The following is a 14,714-nucleotide window of genomic DNA, read 5'->3' as shown; positions in this document are numbered from 1 at the left end:
AAATTCAAGTACCGAACCTCACGTTAACACCATCGCAAAAAATGACGAAATGATTTTTCACTTATTTCATCAATTAGAGAACAAAATTCTGGATTGCGGTGAGTTTTGTGCGCTCTATCGTTCAGAAAAAGAACGATTCACTCCTCGTCGTACCAATCCACTCTACCGTTTTTTCTAAACTCTCTTGGTGTCATGGTCGACCACGCTTTAAAACGTGTACTAAAGTTAGCGCTGGTCGGATATCCGACTATTTCTCCAATATGCTGAATTGGCCATTCTGTTGAACGAAGTAACCTAGCAGCATATTCCATGCGCATACGCGTTAAATGTGCCATTGGGCTTCGACCAAACTGCTTTTGAGTCAGTCGATGCAAATGAGGCTCCGAACATGGATATAGAGCCGCTACCTGCTCAACGCTCCAATCCTTATGGAGCTGACGTTGGACAAGGTCAAATACACGCCGAAGCCTCAATTGGCTGCGTGATATCGACTCTGAGGGCGGCATGTTTAACATCAGCTCTAACTGAGCCACACTATGCTCACCTACCGCACCACCATAATCGATTGGAAGGTGAATGCTGCGTAGTAGTGTTTGGATACATGCATACATCACTTCAGGTGTAGATGAAAGCTGATAGCGAACATCACATTCTAATATCGGCCACTCTCTATCAGGAGCAAGAAAAAGCCACGCGATCTGCCAAGGTTCTTCTTCTATACCAAAACCGTTTTCAACACCTGCGGGTACTGTAATCAACGAGCCCGGTTCCAAATCGTATCGATAAGTCCCACTCTCTAGCCACCCTTTACCACGCACCGTATAGAGCAGCATGTGTTTCTTTTGGTTTTTACGATAAACAGAGAAGAAGTCACGACAAGTGGCAATGCCGCACTGCACAATGCCTCTCTCCTCAAGTGCTAATACTCGACTGTGATCAATAAACTCTTGATAAGTTTTTTCTGAAATCGCGTAGCGTTCTTGTTTATCTTCCATGATTTATTGGCTCACATGTGCGTTAGTAGAGAGTTTTACAAAGGTTTTGGATTCCTTTGAAAAATACACCGCCAAATCATGAGGATAAACTACTCGCATTAATCTTTAAGGAGAAATGCGATGCTCTTAACACGCGAATACATCGATAAAGCATTTTGGCAAAAGCTGATTACGATTGGCCTACCTGTTTCACTTCATTCCATGCTTTTTGCTTTGCTCGGCGTCGTGGATATTTTCATGGTAAGCCTACTCGGAGAATCTGCAACGGCAGCAGTTGGAGTTGGAAATCGTATCTTTTTCTTCAACCTAGCGGTTGTCTTTGGCCTGTGCGGTGCAGTTACCGTACTTGCTTCTCAATACTACGGCTCAGGAAACCTAGCCGGAATTCGCAGAACGTTGGCGCAATCTTGGTTTATTTCCATTTTGGTGACGCTGCCGTTTATCGTTCTTTATGCGATTTTTGATGAAGAGATCGTCTCTTTTATGTCAGACGATCCTGAATACGTCACTTATGCACGTGATTATCTTGTGGTTACGGGCTTTAGCCTCATTGCTACGGCGATAGTAGTACCGATTGAAGCGGTATTGCGCTCCGTGGGCCAAACCAAACTGGCAACCAACGTTAGTATCTCCGCCATTGTCGTTAACGTCGCGCTTAATTATGTTTTGATTTTTGGTTTATTTGGTTTCCCTCAATGGGGCGTATTTGGTGCAGCCGTAAGTAGTTTTGTTTCTCGATTTTTCCAAACCGCCGTCTTGATTTATTTTTTCTACAAACGATATGCTTATCTAATTCCGACTAAGTTCGATTGGGTACAAGGCCGCTTAAAACAGTATCGAAAAAAGTACTTTAAGGTTTCTTTACCCATGTTGGTCCACGATGCGCTTTGGACTGGTGGATTGATCGTTTACAGCATCATCTATGGTCAATTGGGCGTTTCAGAACTGGCGATCATCTCATTCTTATCACCGATTGAAGGGGTACTGATTTCAACCTTTATGGGATTTGCGGTCGCTGCATCCGTTCTTCTTGGGAATGATATTGGTGCAAAACATTATGACCGAGTCGAGAAAACGGCGTGGTGGTATGTGTTAACCAGCGCAATCTTAGCCACCTTGCTGTTTTTCCTAGTGTGGTTGAGCTCGCCCATGATTCATCACCTATTGGTACTGAGCCCGTTAACCGATGCAGACATGGCACTTAACGTATGTTTAGTCATGGCGCTAGGTATGATTTTGAGGGTGTTTAACATGGTTGGGATTGGCGGCGTACTAAAGAGTGGCGCTGATATTCGCTATAGCATTTTCATCGACACGTTCGGTCAGTGGGCTATTGGCATCCCCCTTACTTATTACACAGGCATGGTGTTAGGGCTGCCTTTGCATTTTGTCTTGATGTCTCTGCTCGCGGAAGAGTTAGTGAAAGGCGTACTGACGACTTACCGTATTCAATCTAAACGTTGGATAAATAATATGGTTGAAGATGACCAATCGGTGACAGCGTAACCAAAAAGACATTAACGAACTCACACCAAAAGGGCTCACCCGTTCTGCACGCGTGAGCTCTTTTTATGTGCGGAGAATGCTTGATTAGATGTCCGTAAATCGATGAATGATTTGGTTTGAACTGCCACGCCATTCGAGATTGAGGTCTTTCTTGTCTTGTTCAAACTTACCATCAATCAAAACATCGATGTATTGCACCACTTCCCTTTGCGCGTCATTCAGTTCCGTCAGCGTGTAGCCAGTCCAAACCCAAATGTCTTTACCTGGGCACTCCTCTCTCACCCTTTTCACTATCTTCAAAATATGAGGCACATTAGCAGGGTGAAGCGGATCTCCACCCGACAACGACAAGCCACGGCGTTTGATACGCGTGTCGTTTAAGTCAGCGATGATTTTGTCTTCCGCTTCTTGCGTGAAAAGTACACCAGAATCCAAACGTTGCGTCGACTGGTTATAACAGCCACGGCACTGATGCACACAACCCGACACAAACAGCGTACAGCGCGTACCCGGTCCGTTAACAACGTCAATTGGATAGTATTGGTGGTAATTCATAATGCGTCTCTGTGTTATCGCGAAAGAGAAAATCAACCTGTTTAAAGTTGATTTTCAAAGTGTAAAACGAGTGGTAGTTAACCTTACAGGTGTTTAACTCGGCGCTTCACTTCTTCTTGCTTACCGAAGTTAAACGGGCGTGCATCTGGGCTGCCTAGGTAGCCACAAACACGACGTGTCACTGACACTTTGGTTGAATCATGGTTGCCACAGCTTGGGCAAGTGAAGCCTTTACTTGTACAGTCAAACTCACCGTTGTAACCACACTCGTAACACTCATCAATTGGCGTGTTAGTTCCGTAGTAAGGCACTCGGGTGTAACTGTAGTCCCATACGTTTTCTAGTGCTTCAACGTTACGTTGCATGTTCGGGAACTCGCCGTAACAGATAAAGCCGCCGCTTGAGATTTCTGGGTAAGGCATCTCAAAGTCGATCTTGTCGTATGGGTTCACCTTCTTCTCAACATCTAGGTGGAAGCTGTTGGTGTAGTAACCTTTGTCTGTTACGCCTTCAATTACGCCGAACTCTTTCGCATCGATGCGGCAGAAACGGCTACATAGGTTTTCACTTGGCGTTGCATATAAGCTGAAACCATAACCTGTTTCGTCAGCCCATTGATTCACAGCATCTTTTAGATGCTTGATGATCGCGACCGCTTTTTCACGCAAAACAGCGTCATCATAAACGTGCGCTTCTGTACCGAATAGCGCGTTAATTGTCTCGTGTACACCGATGTAACCAAGAGAAATAGACGCACGACCGTTCTTGAAGATATCTGCGATTGAGTCGTCTGCTTTCAAGCGAACACCACATGCGCCTTCCATGTATAGGATTGGGGCCACACGTGCTTTCACGTTTTCAAGGCGAGAGATACGTGTCTCTAGTGCTTTACGAGCAAGACGTAGGCGGTCATTTAGAAGCTCGTAGAATTTCTCTTCGCTTCCGTTTGCACGGATAGCGATACGAGGAAGGTTCAAGCTCACGACGCCAAGGTTGTTACGACCTTCGTGAATCAGCTCACCGTTTTCTTCGTAAGTACCAAGGAAGCTACGGCAACCCATTGGGGTTTTGAATGAACCCGTTACTTCCACTACTTTGTCGTAGTTAAGAATGTCTGGGTACATACGCTTAGACGCACACTCAAGCGCAAGTTGCTTGATGTCGTAGTTTGGATCTTCTGATTTGTGGTTCAAGCCATCTTTGATGCCGAATACCAGTTTAGGGAATACCGCTGTTTTACGGTTCTTACCTAGACCTGCAATTCGGTTCTTCAGAATCGATTTCTGGATAAGGCGTGATGCCCAGCTAGTACCAAGACCAAAACCAAACGTAACGAATGGTGTTTGACCGTTCGCCGTGTGTAGCGTGTTTACTTCGTATTCTAGAGATTGGAACGCGTCGTAACACTCTTTCTCAGTGCGCGCTTTTGCGAACTCTTCTGGCTCAGCAATGTTCCACTCTTTTGCGATCTCTAGGTGTTTCTCGTAGCTTGTGATTACGTACGGTTCTAGAACCTCATCAATACGGTTGATGGTTGTACCGCCGTAAATGTGGCTCGCGACTTGAGCAATGATTTGCGCTGTTACCGCTGTTGCAGTCGAAATTGATTTTGGCGTATCAATCTCAGCGTTACCCATTTTAAAACCATGCGTCAGCATGCCTTTAAGATCGATAAGCATACAGTTAAACATTGGGAAGAACGGTGCGTAGTCTAAATCGTGGTAGTGAATGTCACCCACTTCGTGCGCTTGAACCACATCGCGAGGAAGAATGTGCGTCTTCGCGTAGTGTTTCGCTACGATACCAGCCAACAAGTCACGTTGAGTCGGAATTACTTTGCCGTCTTTGTTCGCGTTCTCGTTGATTAGATCCAGATTACTTTCTTCAATCAAACCTTCGATTTCGCGAGTTAGTGCACTTTGCTTCTCACGAGCGATGTCGCGATCGTGGCGATATTCAATGTAAGAACGCGCTAGGGCTTTGTAAGGACCTTGCATGAGTTCATTTTCGACTAAGTCTTGAATCTCATGGATGTGAACTTCATCGTGTTCTCTTAACTGTAACTCGACAGCAAGAGCCACATTAAGAGCATAAATAGCGACATCTTTATCTTTGTTTTCCGCTGCTGCTTCAACTGCTGCTTGGATACGATCCCTGTTGAACGGAGCTCTTGATCCGTCGCGTTTGATTACGATTGGTTTCACCTTGTTCTCCTTACCCGAGCATACTCACAGAGTTATCCACAAACACACTATATGGGGTTATTTTTTATTCTAGCAACACAATATATTGTGGCGTATTTAACGAGAAGCACCACTCGAAAACATTGATTTTGATCAATAAAGATTGGCTAGCGAACAAGAAGAAATCGATCTTATTGGCGTTGATCTCAGTTGCGAAGAAAACCATGAAAATTGCAAAATTGGTACTAAAACTACTTGCTATTTTTGGAGGTCTTGTAGGATAAAGGATGGAAAGGAATACGCTAAAAGATAGGAGTGCAACAGGCCAAAATGCGATCACTTTTTGTTACGTTAATATTACTTTTTAGTTCTCTTTCATTTGCTCAAAACTCCATCAATCTAACCAGTTGGAACATAGAATGGTTATCTATAGATGGTGGAAAAGTGTCGAGAACACCACAAGATTTTGAAAAACTGACCCACTATGTGGATAAAACACAAGCCGACATTCTTGCTTTTCAAGAAGTCGAAAGCGTCGCTGCAATGCAAAAAGCTGTTGGCAATGACTTCACTATCTATCTTTCCGATCGTTCAAACGCCTCCAACCGACACCTTCAGTTTAACGACACCAACCAATACACAGGCTTTGCCGTGCGCAATGGTGTAAGCGTATTAGACAAGCCAGACTTCTCTATCACACGAGGCAACAGCAAGCTGCGCTTCGCGAGCTACCTTATATTAAATCCAAACCAAGAAAACGAGACTCACCTACTCTCTGTACATCTGAAAGCGGGTTGCAGTGGCGCGTATCGTAATAACCGCGATTGTAAGATAGTGAAACAACAAGGACAGGCACTAGCTAAGTGGATAAAGGCGCGCGAGGACAACAAACAACATTATGTCGTGCTTGGCGACTTTAACCACAACTTGGGTTATCAAGGAGATTGGTTGTGGGACGTGATATCGGACAATACTAGTGCAAAGCTAGTGACTAAAGACACTAAAGCGGAATGTAAAGTGCGCTCTAATCGTAATCCGAATAAAACCCACCAATTCCGCTCGGTGATAGACCACATCATTGCGAGTGGTGATTTGAAGGCGTCGTCTGGTGTTCAAACCGTTTTCAAAACACAAGATGTACTCGACTATAAACTGAGTGACCATTGCCCGGTTTCTACGACACTCACTTTTTAGCGTTTAAGTTCTCTGTTAACGTTGAGATACTCTTTTTTGCGTTGAAGAACTCTTTAGCCACGAACCATTCTTTTAGCGGTGAATGACCCAACCAACATTGCCGCTATAAAGAGCAGAACTTGTGTGTTGCCAGTAAAAAGGCTGGCAACCGCAGGACCAGGACACACACCCAGTAAGCCCCAACCAATACCAAACAGTGCTGCACCACCGACTAACTTTTTGTCTATCGCTTTAGAAGTTGGGCGTACAATCTCATCACCAAACACAGATTCGCTTCTTGGCTTTATTAATAAAAGATAAGCAGGAACGAACACAACAAGTGCTCCGCCCATAACGAAGGCTAAGCTTGGGTCCCATGAACCGGTAATATCAAGAAAGCCGATCACTTTTGCCGGATCTGCCATACCAGAGACCACCATACCAATACCAAAGAGCACACCAGAAAATGCAACAACGGACATTTGCTTAATACTTTTCATTACGTGAGTTTTCATAACTACACTATTCCTCACGATACTAGCAAGACGGTTAACATGGCTGTGGCCATAAAAGTACACGTCGCGACCACAGAACGGATTGAGAAACGCCCTATCCCACAAATGCCATGACCACTAGTACAACCATTGCCGATACGCGTACCGACACCGACTAACAAGCCAGCAACGATAACTAAAACAACAGAACCGCTGTACTGTTCTGGTACATGCCCGCCAAGAACATAAACAGCAAACACGCCACCTAATACCATCGCAATTAAAAAAACAATGCGCCAAACGCGGTCTTCGCTCTCAACGGCACCGTTTAAGATCCCACTGATCCCAGCAGTCTTGCCAGTAAATAGCATCAGTGTTATCGCTGATACGCCAACTATTATGCCGCCCAACAGCGACATCCAAGGAACTTCAAACATAGCAACCGCCAAACTAATTACTTACAGAAAACTTGCTTAAACGCCTCAACCAGCGGACCAACTCTTTCATCAGAAATTGAATAAAATACCTGCTGAGAAACCTTCCTAGCTTTAATGATGTCGTGCTTTCTCAATACGGTGAGATGTTGTGAAAAAGCAGATTGGCTTAATGATGAACCTTCAAACAGTTCACCGACCCCTTTCTCGCCTTCAATCAGCTTACACATCACGATTAGGCGCTCTGGATGAGCCATAATTTTAAGCAGCTCACTCGCTTCGGTCGCACTTTGTAGCATACTGTCGCCCATTCTTATGCCTCTTCATTACTACATTACATTTTATTAGATATTACTAATTAATATTATTAAGTCAATGCTAATGTAGATTAAATAACATTAGACTCAGCTAATTTATTTAAGTAAGGTGTAGGCGTTTTCGATCATTCAGCAGGAGAAATCCATGAGCAAAATCGTGATTATTGGTGGGGTTGCTGGCGGTGCATCTGCAGCAGCTCGCGCTCGTCGTCTTAGTGAAGACGCAGAAATCATTATGTTTGAACGCGGTCCATTTGTGTCATTAGTCAACTGTATGATTGACGACATTAAAAATGATTTAGCACTGCTCCTAATATACTCTTAAAAACAAACAAAAATTCACTTGTTTTCGAGTGTATTATTGTTTGTTTTTTACTCGCTAAGTTGGAGTGTCTATATGACCAAAATTCTCATTGTCGGTGGTGTAGCTGGCGGTGCATCAGCAGCAGCCCGCGCTCGTCGTTTAAGTGAAGATGCAGAAATTATTATGTTCGAACGAGGTAATTTCGTGTCTTTTGCTAACTGTGGCCTTCCCTATCACATCGGTGGCGACATCAAAGATCGCAGTAAATTATTGCTACAAACACCAGAAAGCTTTTTAGCGCGTTTCAACGTTGATGTTCGTGTAATGAATGAAGTGGTATCGATAAACCGTCAAGACAAAACAGTGACAGTAAAAAATCTTCTTGATGGCTCAGAATACGAAGAAACATACGACTTCCTATTACTTAGCCCAGGTGCAGGCCCTATCGTTCCACCAATCCCTGGTCTGGATAATCCGTTGACTCATTCACTACGTAATATCCCTGACATGGATCGCATCATTAAAACGATCCAGATGAACAAGCCAGAGCACGCCACGGTTGTAGGCGGCGGTTTCATTGGTTTAGAAGTAATGGAAGCCTTCCACCAACTGGGTATTAAAACCACTTTGCTTGAAATGGCAGAGCAAGTCATGACACCTGTTGACCGTGAAATGGCAGGTTTTGCTCACGCAGAAATCCGTGAAAAAGGGATCGACCTTAAATTGGGCGTTGCTCTTGAGTCTGTACAATTTATTCCAAATGAACATGTGGCTAGCGTGGATGCTGGTGAGAGTGAGAAACATCAACACTTAGAAGGTGAATTGGTTCTTACGCTTAATAACGGTGAAAAACTAACCACCGACATCCTGGTTATGGCTATTGGTGTTCGTCCAGAAACTAAATTAGCAAAAGAAGCGGGATTAGAAATTGGGACGCTTGGTGGTATCTACACTAATGAATACATGCAAACCAGCGATCCTTCAATTTACGCTGTTGGTGATGCAGTTGAAGAAAAAGATTTTGTCACTGGCGAGCAGACACTTGTTCCTTTAGCGGGTCCAGCCAACCGTCAAGGTCGTATGGCAGCCGACAACATGCTAGGTCGTAGCGAGACTTATCAAGGTACACAAGGTACGGCAATTTGTAAGATCTTTGACCTTGCTGTGGCTTCAACGGGTAAAAATGAAAAACAGCTAAAACGAGCTGGTATGGAATACGAAAAAGTCTATGTCCACACCGCAAGCCATGCAAGCTACTATCCTGGCGCTGAAGTCGTTTCATTCAAGATGTTGTTCGATCCAAAGACTGGTAAGATCTTAGGCGCACAAGCGGTTGGTAAAGATGGCATTGATAAGCGAATTGACATAATGGCTGTTGCACAACGAGCTGGCATGACGGTCGAACAACTGCAACATCTGGAGTTGACTTACGCGCCTCCTTACGGAAGTGCAAAAGATGTCATAAACCAAGCGGCATTTGTCGCCAACAACATCATTAAAGGTGATGCTACAGCAATTCACTATGATGAAATGGATTCCTTAACCGAAAATCAAGTGCTACTCGATGTACGTAACCCAGGTGAGCTTGAAAGTGTTGGCTTTATAAAGGATGCGATCAACATCCCTGTTGATCAATTACGTCACCGAATGGACGAGTTACCAAAAGACAAAGAGATTGTGATTTACTGTCAAGTTGGGTTACGTGGTAACGTTGCTTATCGTCAGTTAGTTAACAATGGTTACAAAGCCCGTAATCTTATAGGCGGTTATCGAACCTATCTTCATTCAAAAATGTAATTACAATTAACAAAATTGACAGCCAGCAATTTGATTGCTGGCTGTTGTATAACCTACCGTATCCCTTAATAGTCAGTTCACTGTGCTGTAAAATCAGCACTAGCTATTTTGTTAACTAATTATATGATTTAGGTAAACCTCTCCGCCTTCAATTTTGTTCAGAAGAAACAGATGACCACGTTACTAATACACATCAACAGCACCAAAGTTGCCCATTTGACCAAGCTTACTAATGGCAAACTGCAATTTTGCTATGACAATAATTGGTTAGCTCAGTCGAATGCCTACCCGATTTCGCTATCTCTTCCGCTTCAAAGTCAACTACACGAAGGTGACCCTGTAGCAAATTATTTTGATAATCTGTTGCCAGATTTAACTTCAACACGTCAGAACATACAGCGTCGCTATAGCACCGACTCAACAGACGTGTTTGATTTATTGCATGCAATCGGTCACGATTGCGTTGGCTCACTCTCATTGCTGCCAGCAGATGAAATACATAATGGTCGTGCTTCAACGCGGCTGGAACCACTTTCAGTTCGTAATTTACACAATATAGTTACGGCTCATGAGTATCAGTTCCCTCTTGGCATGTCCAATAAGCACGACTTCCGCTTAACAATATCTGGGGCGCAAGAGAAAACTGCGCTTCTTAAAATCAAAAATGATTGGTTTTTACCCAGTTTGGATTACCCAAGCACTCACATTCTCAAATTTCCGATCGGCTTTATTCAGCAGCCAGCGGCAACACTTGATATGACGGGGAGCGTTGAAAATGAGTATTTCTGTATAAAACTTGCAGAAGCAATGGGCTTCCAAGTTCCAAAGATTGAGATCTTAAAAGTTGAAGGAATGAAAGCTCTAGTTATTGAACGTTTCGATAGACACTGCTCACAAGATGGGAACGCACTTATTCGATTGACTCAAGAAGACATGTGCCAAGTATTCTCGCTTCCCTCACGATTGAAATATCAGAGTGATGGTGGCGTTGGTATTAAAGAAATCATGCAACTACTGAGTCGTTCTAGATGCGCAGACAACGACTGCGACGATTTTATGCGCTTTCAAGTATTTCAATGGTTGATCGGTGCAACCGACGGGCATGCAAAAAACTTTTCAATTTTTATTGAGGCCAATGGTGCTTATAGACTAACCCCATTCTACGACATTATGTCAGCCTTCCCCACATCAAGTGGCAGAGGCATTAACACACGTAAACTAAAACTAGCGATGGCTCTCAAATCCACTTCAAGCGGCAATAAGTGGCATTTAGAAAAAATCTATCCGCGTCACTTTATTGCAACAGCAGAAACTGTTGGTTTCTGCACAGTTCGAATGCAAGAGATACTTGACGAGTTTGTTGTCACATTTCCTAACGCCATTGAACAAGTAGTTAACCAGCTACCTAACGGCTTTCCTGCTCAAATCATAGATTCAATAACCAGTAACGCACGGAGGATGCTGAACAAGATTAAGTAAGCTGGTCTCAGAGTGTAACGAACGCTTGGATATCTCCGTTTAATTGACTCTACTTATTTAACAACAATTCATAACTTTAATTATTGCAAACTTGCTTAAATCACTATCTAGTTTTGATTATATAGAGCATCCTTTTATGCCACCAAGCACTGTACCAATGATAGCTAGTGGACTTATAATCAAATGTTTGTTTTCTGAAGACATTGACCATTACCAGCAAAAAGAAGAAAAATTTAGTTTCCAGTCTTACTGCTCAATCAAGGCTCCACCTTACCTGCTAGTCCCAGCACCTTCTTGAACTCTTCCTCTTCCGTCGAAGTCAAGATTGGTTGACACATTGTATTGATCACGTAACTGACAGCACGGTGTAAAGGTAATTTAGATGCGCCACCACTAATGTCATAAATTATCATATGATCACTAGGGTATTGTGAAAGTGCCTCAATTATACTCTCCTCAAAACACATACCTTTACGGAGATATTTCCATGCCGCCGTTATGTAATAAATGTTTTTTAATGAGTCGGGTGGGATCACAGAGTGGTCACTGTCTTGTTTTCCTGCCAAGATCTCTAGCAAAAATACCTTTGGATACTTAGCAAGTGAGTCTGCAATTTTAGTGTGGTTGTAGCGTAACATACTCATAGTAGCACTCTCCTATTTTTCTTCCTAGCCAGGAAAATTGGTCAACCGACTAAATCCATTAGCTGTCAAAATACACTGTGATCGGTTAATGATCACATATCTACGTAACCTTCATAATTCACGGTGTTAGTATTTGTCAGCTCTCGCTGCTTTCAGATAAGGACTGAATCCTTAATTAAACTCCAAAGATAGCCGTTATCAGCCGTGATATATTTGCAATTAATCATACAATTCTTTTCACCAAAGACGAACATTACGACAACGCTGACATCGTGGTTTCTAAATTTAAGGAGATTAGTAACAATTATCCTGACTTTCGATAAGATTTCATACGCAATTTCTGAACGTACATAACTCTGTCAGCTCTATCAATAAGTGATTCCGCATCATCATTTTCATCAACAAGCTCAGAACATCCAAAAATCAGTATCCAGTTTTTTGTCTTTGTGCAGCCTAATAAACGATAATTAGACTGGACTTGTTGCGTAGTTGTTAAATAAATAGGATGATTGAAACAAAGTATTTGAGCCTACTTATCGATTTAGCGCGTCTTCTTTGCCTTATACATTTCATTATCGGCTTCTTCTATCCTTTCTTCTATAGATAGAGGGCTATCATAACGGTAATGACTGACACCACAACTATATTCAATACGATAAGGTTTATTGCTTTCTTGGTTAAATTTTACGATCTTATCGCTAAACCTTACGAGGATATGCTTTACTGAGTCTGCTTCTGTATCCGTAAGAAATACAACAAATTCATCACCTCCCCATCGGCCTACGACATCACATTCTCTGAATGTTTCAAGAAGCGTCATCGCGAAAACTTTTAGTACATAGTCGCCTTCATGGTGACCATAATTATCATTAATTGGCTTAAACTTGTTTAAATCGAATACCAGGACAGAGCTTTTCAGCTTTTTACGCTTACACATCTTTAGGGTATGGTCTGCTAGGAGCAAAAAACCTCGACGATTTGAAATCATAGTCAGTTCATCTAGGGTTGCCATTTGAACTGACTTTATTTCCTGCTCAATCATCGTCCCCAAGTCTTGTAGAAGTAAGCGATCTTCTTCGTCCATTTCTCTTGGTTTATTATCAATCAAACACAATGTGCCAATGTTGACCCCATGTCTCAGTTTAAGAGGATACCCCGCATAAAATCGAATGTTAGGATGGTCGGTCACCAAAGGGTTATCACAAAATCTTTTATCGTCAATGGCATTGGGAATGATAAAGAGTCCATCATCGTTAATCGCATGCCCACAAAAAGAAATTTCTCTTGGGGTTTCAGTCACGTCTATCCCTTGAGCAGACTTAAACCACTGTCTATTCTCATCGACGAGGCTAACGAGTGAAATAGGAACACCAAACATACGTTTGGCCATTCGTGTTATACGGTCAAAACGTTCTTCAGACGAAGTATCCAATATCTCCAGCGCTCTTAACGCGTGTAAGCGTTCTGCTTCGTTATCTGGTAGCTTTGGAGTCTTCATATTCTCTCTCTTACTGTGTTAAAGTTCATGAACGGCTTCTAATGCAACTTATTTTAAAAATCAACTGGATATGATGCCAGCTTAAGTTGAGCGACTTACCTAAAGTAGCGGCTCCCTACTTGCTGTGTAAATCATCATTAGTGTGACTTTGAGGAAGCTCACAATGAATGACCTAATGTTTTAATGATATTTCCAACTGTTTGTTTTTTCACAACACATTCGACCAAAAATAGACTTATAACTCATCAAAGTAAACCCAACGACCATTGTTCAACATTTTTTCAATTTTTTCATAAACCATTCTATCTGATGGTATTTTTTCGATATTTAGTCTCACCTTGTATAACCGCCCGTCTTCACAGAGAACTTCGTCGGTATACCAATCGATGAGTTCTAGCTCGTATATCGTTATACCTAACCTATTTGCAATTTCCTCATGCCATAATCTTTCTAATAATTTGTCATGCGGTACGTCTTTCTTGCTCCCCACAATACTTCCTTCTAGGGCAAAGTTGATGCCCCAATTTAGCCTAAATTGGAATTTATTACCGTGATTGAGTATTCAATCCAACTTAAACGCACGGTCTCTGACACATTGCAGACCATGGATTACGTTATTTGCAGATAGCTATCTGGTACTTTGGATTCACAAAGTCTGAATAGCCCCCATGAACTTAATCACACACCTGCACGCAGTAAGAGATTAACTAGAACGCTCGTCATCCAAGACTACTTACGATTTTTACAAGGTTTCAGCCCATTAGTTACACGGTCACGCCTGAGTTACCCTTTATGTTAAGTTAATCAGGAACTCGTATCCCGTGAGCACATAAATGAAATCAACTTTGTAGCTAAAATTGACTTCATGGTTAACTAACACTAGTGTTTAGTGCATACCCACATTATAAAAAAGGATATTTACATATGGATAAGTTGCTGGCATCCGCATTACAAATAAAACAGCGTACGATGGTTACTGGGTTTTTCGCTCGTAATGGCTTCAAGATTACAATGACAGACTTTGATGATATGACATTTGAACGAGAAGGCGTTCAGGTTAACGTACATTTCGATTTAGACTCGAATGCAGAATCAGCGTCTATAAGGTCAAAAAACTCCAACTTATCACAACGTTATTTACTCTAGTCTTCCCTTAATATTCTGCCAGAAGAGCACGTAGACTTAAATATCACGCCGAAGTGCGTGGTAACTTTTATACAATGTCTTGCTCTTCTGGTTCCTAGGACTACGACCGTTGAGCTTGGTTACTTCAGCAACTGACTCTTATTCGCGCTGACTGGTATTGGTGTTTTTCGTCACATTATTGAGACGCCC

The 14,714-nt window shown here is 42.5% G+C and carries 15 protein-coding genes; 6 read left to right on the top strand and 9 right to left on the bottom strand.

Going from position 1 to position 14,714, the window contains the following annotated elements:
* Positions 1–137 precede the first annotated feature (137 nt).
* Positions 138–995 (bottom strand): AraC family transcriptional regulator, encoded by an 858-nt coding sequence (locus tag R7P80_RS15305; RefSeq protein WP_005388028.1) that lies wholly within the window; start codon positions 993–995, stop codon positions 138–140.
* A gap of 120 nt (positions 996–1,115) precedes the next feature.
* Here R7P80_RS15305 and R7P80_RS15300 point away from each other — a divergent pair, with 120 nt between their 5' ends.
* The gene (locus R7P80_RS15300; RefSeq protein WP_225491815.1) at positions 1,116–2,501 is read left to right on the top strand and encodes an MATE family efflux transporter; all 1,386 of its coding nucleotides are present in this window, start codon (positions 1,116–1,118) and stop codon (positions 2,499–2,501) included.
* An 84-nt stretch (positions 2,502–2,585) separates the two neighbouring features.
* Here the strand turns inward: R7P80_RS15300 and nrdG are convergent, their stop codons facing one another.
* Both nrdG and nrdD read right to left on the bottom strand, forming a co-directional pair.
* Positions 2,586–3,056 carry an anaerobic ribonucleoside-triphosphate reductase-activating protein gene (nrdG, locus tag R7P80_RS15295; protein ID WP_005376213.1) on the bottom strand — a complete coding sequence of 157 codons (471 nt, stop codon included), beginning with the start codon at positions 3,054–3,056 and terminating at the stop codon, positions 2,586–2,588.
* An 83-nt stretch (positions 3,057–3,139) separates the two neighbouring features.
* The gene (nrdD, locus tag R7P80_RS15290) at positions 3,140–5,260 is read right to left on the bottom strand and encodes an anaerobic ribonucleoside-triphosphate reductase (protein WP_005388026.1); all 2,121 of its coding nucleotides are present in this window, start codon (positions 5,258–5,260) and stop codon (positions 3,140–3,142) included.
* Between the two features lie 309 nt (positions 5,261–5,569).
* Between nrdD and R7P80_RS15285 the strand changes: the two genes are divergently transcribed.
* Complete coding sequence (locus R7P80_RS15285; protein WP_225491814.1) at positions 5,570–6,433, top strand: endonuclease/exonuclease/phosphatase family protein; 864 nt, start codon at positions 5,570–5,572, stop codon at positions 6,431–6,433.
* A 53-nt stretch (positions 6,434–6,486) separates the two neighbouring features.
* On the opposite strand, the gene R7P80_RS15280 is transcribed toward R7P80_RS15285, so the two are convergent.
* From R7P80_RS15280 to R7P80_RS15270, 3 genes are read right to left on the bottom strand one after another with little or no spacing between them, the layout of a single operon-like run.
* Entirely contained in the window at positions 6,487–6,927 is a 441-nt protein-coding gene (locus tag R7P80_RS15280; RefSeq protein WP_225491813.1) for a YeeE/YedE family protein, read from the bottom strand.
* 14 nt (positions 6,928–6,941) lie between these two features.
* Positions 6,942–7,355, bottom strand: coding sequence for a YeeE/YedE family protein (locus R7P80_RS15275; RefSeq protein WP_406707485.1), 414 nt, complete (start codon positions 7,353–7,355; stop codon positions 6,942–6,944).
* A gap of 5 nt (positions 7,356–7,360) precedes the next feature.
* Positions 7,361–7,651, bottom strand: coding sequence for an ArsR/SmtB family transcription factor (locus R7P80_RS15270; RefSeq protein ID WP_005376206.1), 291 nt, complete (start codon positions 7,649–7,651; stop codon positions 7,361–7,363).
* A gap of 151 nt (positions 7,652–7,802) precedes the next feature.
* Here R7P80_RS15270 and R7P80_RS15265 point away from each other — a divergent pair, with 151 nt between their 5' ends.
* The 3 genes from R7P80_RS15265 to R7P80_RS15255 all read left to right on the top strand — a co-directional run bounded on the left by R7P80_RS15265 (position 7,803) and on the right by R7P80_RS15255 (position 11,237).
* Entirely contained in the window at positions 7,803–7,982 is a 180-nt protein-coding gene (locus R7P80_RS15265; RefSeq protein ID WP_225491811.1) for a pyridine nucleotide-disulfide oxidoreductase, read from the top strand.
* Between the two features lie 72 nt (positions 7,983–8,054).
* Complete coding sequence (locus R7P80_RS15260; protein WP_225491810.1) at positions 8,055–9,758, top strand: FAD-dependent oxidoreductase; 1,704 nt, start codon at positions 8,055–8,057, stop codon at positions 9,756–9,758.
* A 171-nt stretch (positions 9,759–9,929) separates the two neighbouring features.
* Complete coding sequence (locus R7P80_RS15255) at positions 9,930–11,237, top strand: type II toxin-antitoxin system HipA family toxin (RefSeq protein WP_225491809.1); 1,308 nt, start codon at positions 9,930–9,932, stop codon at positions 11,235–11,237.
* A 257-nt stretch (positions 11,238–11,494) separates the two neighbouring features.
* Here R7P80_RS15255 and R7P80_RS15250 read toward each other — a convergent pair whose 3' ends face one another.
* From R7P80_RS15250 to R7P80_RS15240, 3 genes are all read right to left on the bottom strand, one after another.
* Positions 11,495–11,881 (bottom strand): hypothetical protein, encoded by a 387-nt coding sequence (locus R7P80_RS15250; RefSeq protein WP_225491808.1) that lies wholly within the window; start codon positions 11,879–11,881, stop codon positions 11,495–11,497.
* Between the two features lie 541 nt (positions 11,882–12,422).
* The gene (locus R7P80_RS15245) at positions 12,423–13,379 is read right to left on the bottom strand and encodes a sensor domain-containing diguanylate cyclase (RefSeq protein WP_225491807.1); all 957 of its coding nucleotides are present in this window, start codon (positions 13,377–13,379) and stop codon (positions 12,423–12,425) included.
* Between the two features lie 235 nt (positions 13,380–13,614).
* A complete protein-coding gene (locus R7P80_RS15240; RefSeq protein WP_140371601.1) occupies positions 13,615–13,869 on the bottom strand; it encodes a hypothetical protein in 255 nt (84 codons plus the stop codon).
* Between the two features lie 434 nt (positions 13,870–14,303).
* On the opposite strand from R7P80_RS15240, the gene R7P80_RS15235 reads away from it, so the two are divergent.
* The gene (locus R7P80_RS15235) at positions 14,304–14,525 is read left to right on the top strand and encodes a hypothetical protein (RefSeq protein WP_225491806.1); all 222 of its coding nucleotides are present in this window, start codon (positions 14,304–14,306) and stop codon (positions 14,523–14,525) included.
* Positions 14,526–14,714 lie beyond the last annotated feature (189 nt).

It is taken from the genome of Vibrio sp. 2092, assembly GCF_033339635.1.
Classification (GTDB): Bacteria; Pseudomonadota; Gammaproteobacteria; order Enterobacterales; family Vibrionaceae; genus Vibrio; species Vibrio alginolyticus.
Note: the sequence above shows the minus strand (reverse complement) of the source record. Positions and strands in the feature narration are given on the sequence as shown.

Excerpts from the sequence above, each read along its gene's own strand:
- nrdG (WP_005376213.1), bottom strand. The coding sequence starts at position 3,056 with ATGAATTACCACCAATACTATCCAATTGACGTTGTTAACGGACCGGGT.
- R7P80_RS15280 (WP_225491813.1), bottom strand. The coding sequence starts at position 6,927 with ATGAAAACTCACGTAATGAAAAGTATTAAGCAAATGTCCGTTGTTGCA.
- R7P80_RS15245 (WP_225491807.1), bottom strand. The coding sequence starts at position 13,379 with ATGAAGACTCCAAAGCTACCAGATAACGAAGCAGAACGCTTACACGCG.
- R7P80_RS15260 (WP_225491810.1), top strand. The coding sequence starts at position 8,055 with ATGACCAAAATTCTCATTGTCGGTGGTGTAGCTGGCGGTGCATCAGCA.
- R7P80_RS15270 (WP_005376206.1), bottom strand. The coding sequence starts at position 7,651 with ATGGGCGACAGTATGCTACAAAGTGCGACCGAAGCGAGTGAGCTGCTT.
- R7P80_RS15300 (WP_225491815.1), top strand. The coding sequence starts at position 1,116 with ATGCTCTTAACACGCGAATACATCGATAAAGCATTTTGGCAAAAGCTG.
- R7P80_RS15235 (WP_225491806.1), top strand. The coding sequence starts at position 14,304 with ATGGATAAGTTGCTGGCATCCGCATTACAAATAAAACAGCGTACGATG.
- R7P80_RS15265 (WP_225491811.1), top strand. The coding sequence starts at position 7,803 with ATGAGCAAAATCGTGATTATTGGTGGGGTTGCTGGCGGTGCATCTGCA.
- R7P80_RS15305 (WP_005388028.1), bottom strand. The coding sequence starts at position 995 with ATGGAAGATAAACAAGAACGCTACGCGATTTCAGAAAAAACTTATCAA.
- R7P80_RS15255 (WP_225491809.1), top strand. The coding sequence starts at position 9,930 with ATGACCACGTTACTAATACACATCAACAGCACCAAAGTTGCCCATTTG.
- R7P80_RS15250 (WP_225491808.1), bottom strand. The coding sequence starts at position 11,881 with ATGAGTATGTTACGCTACAACCACACTAAAATTGCAGACTCACTTGCT.
- R7P80_RS15285 (WP_225491814.1), top strand. The coding sequence starts at position 5,570 with ATGCGATCACTTTTTGTTACGTTAATATTACTTTTTAGTTCTCTTTCA.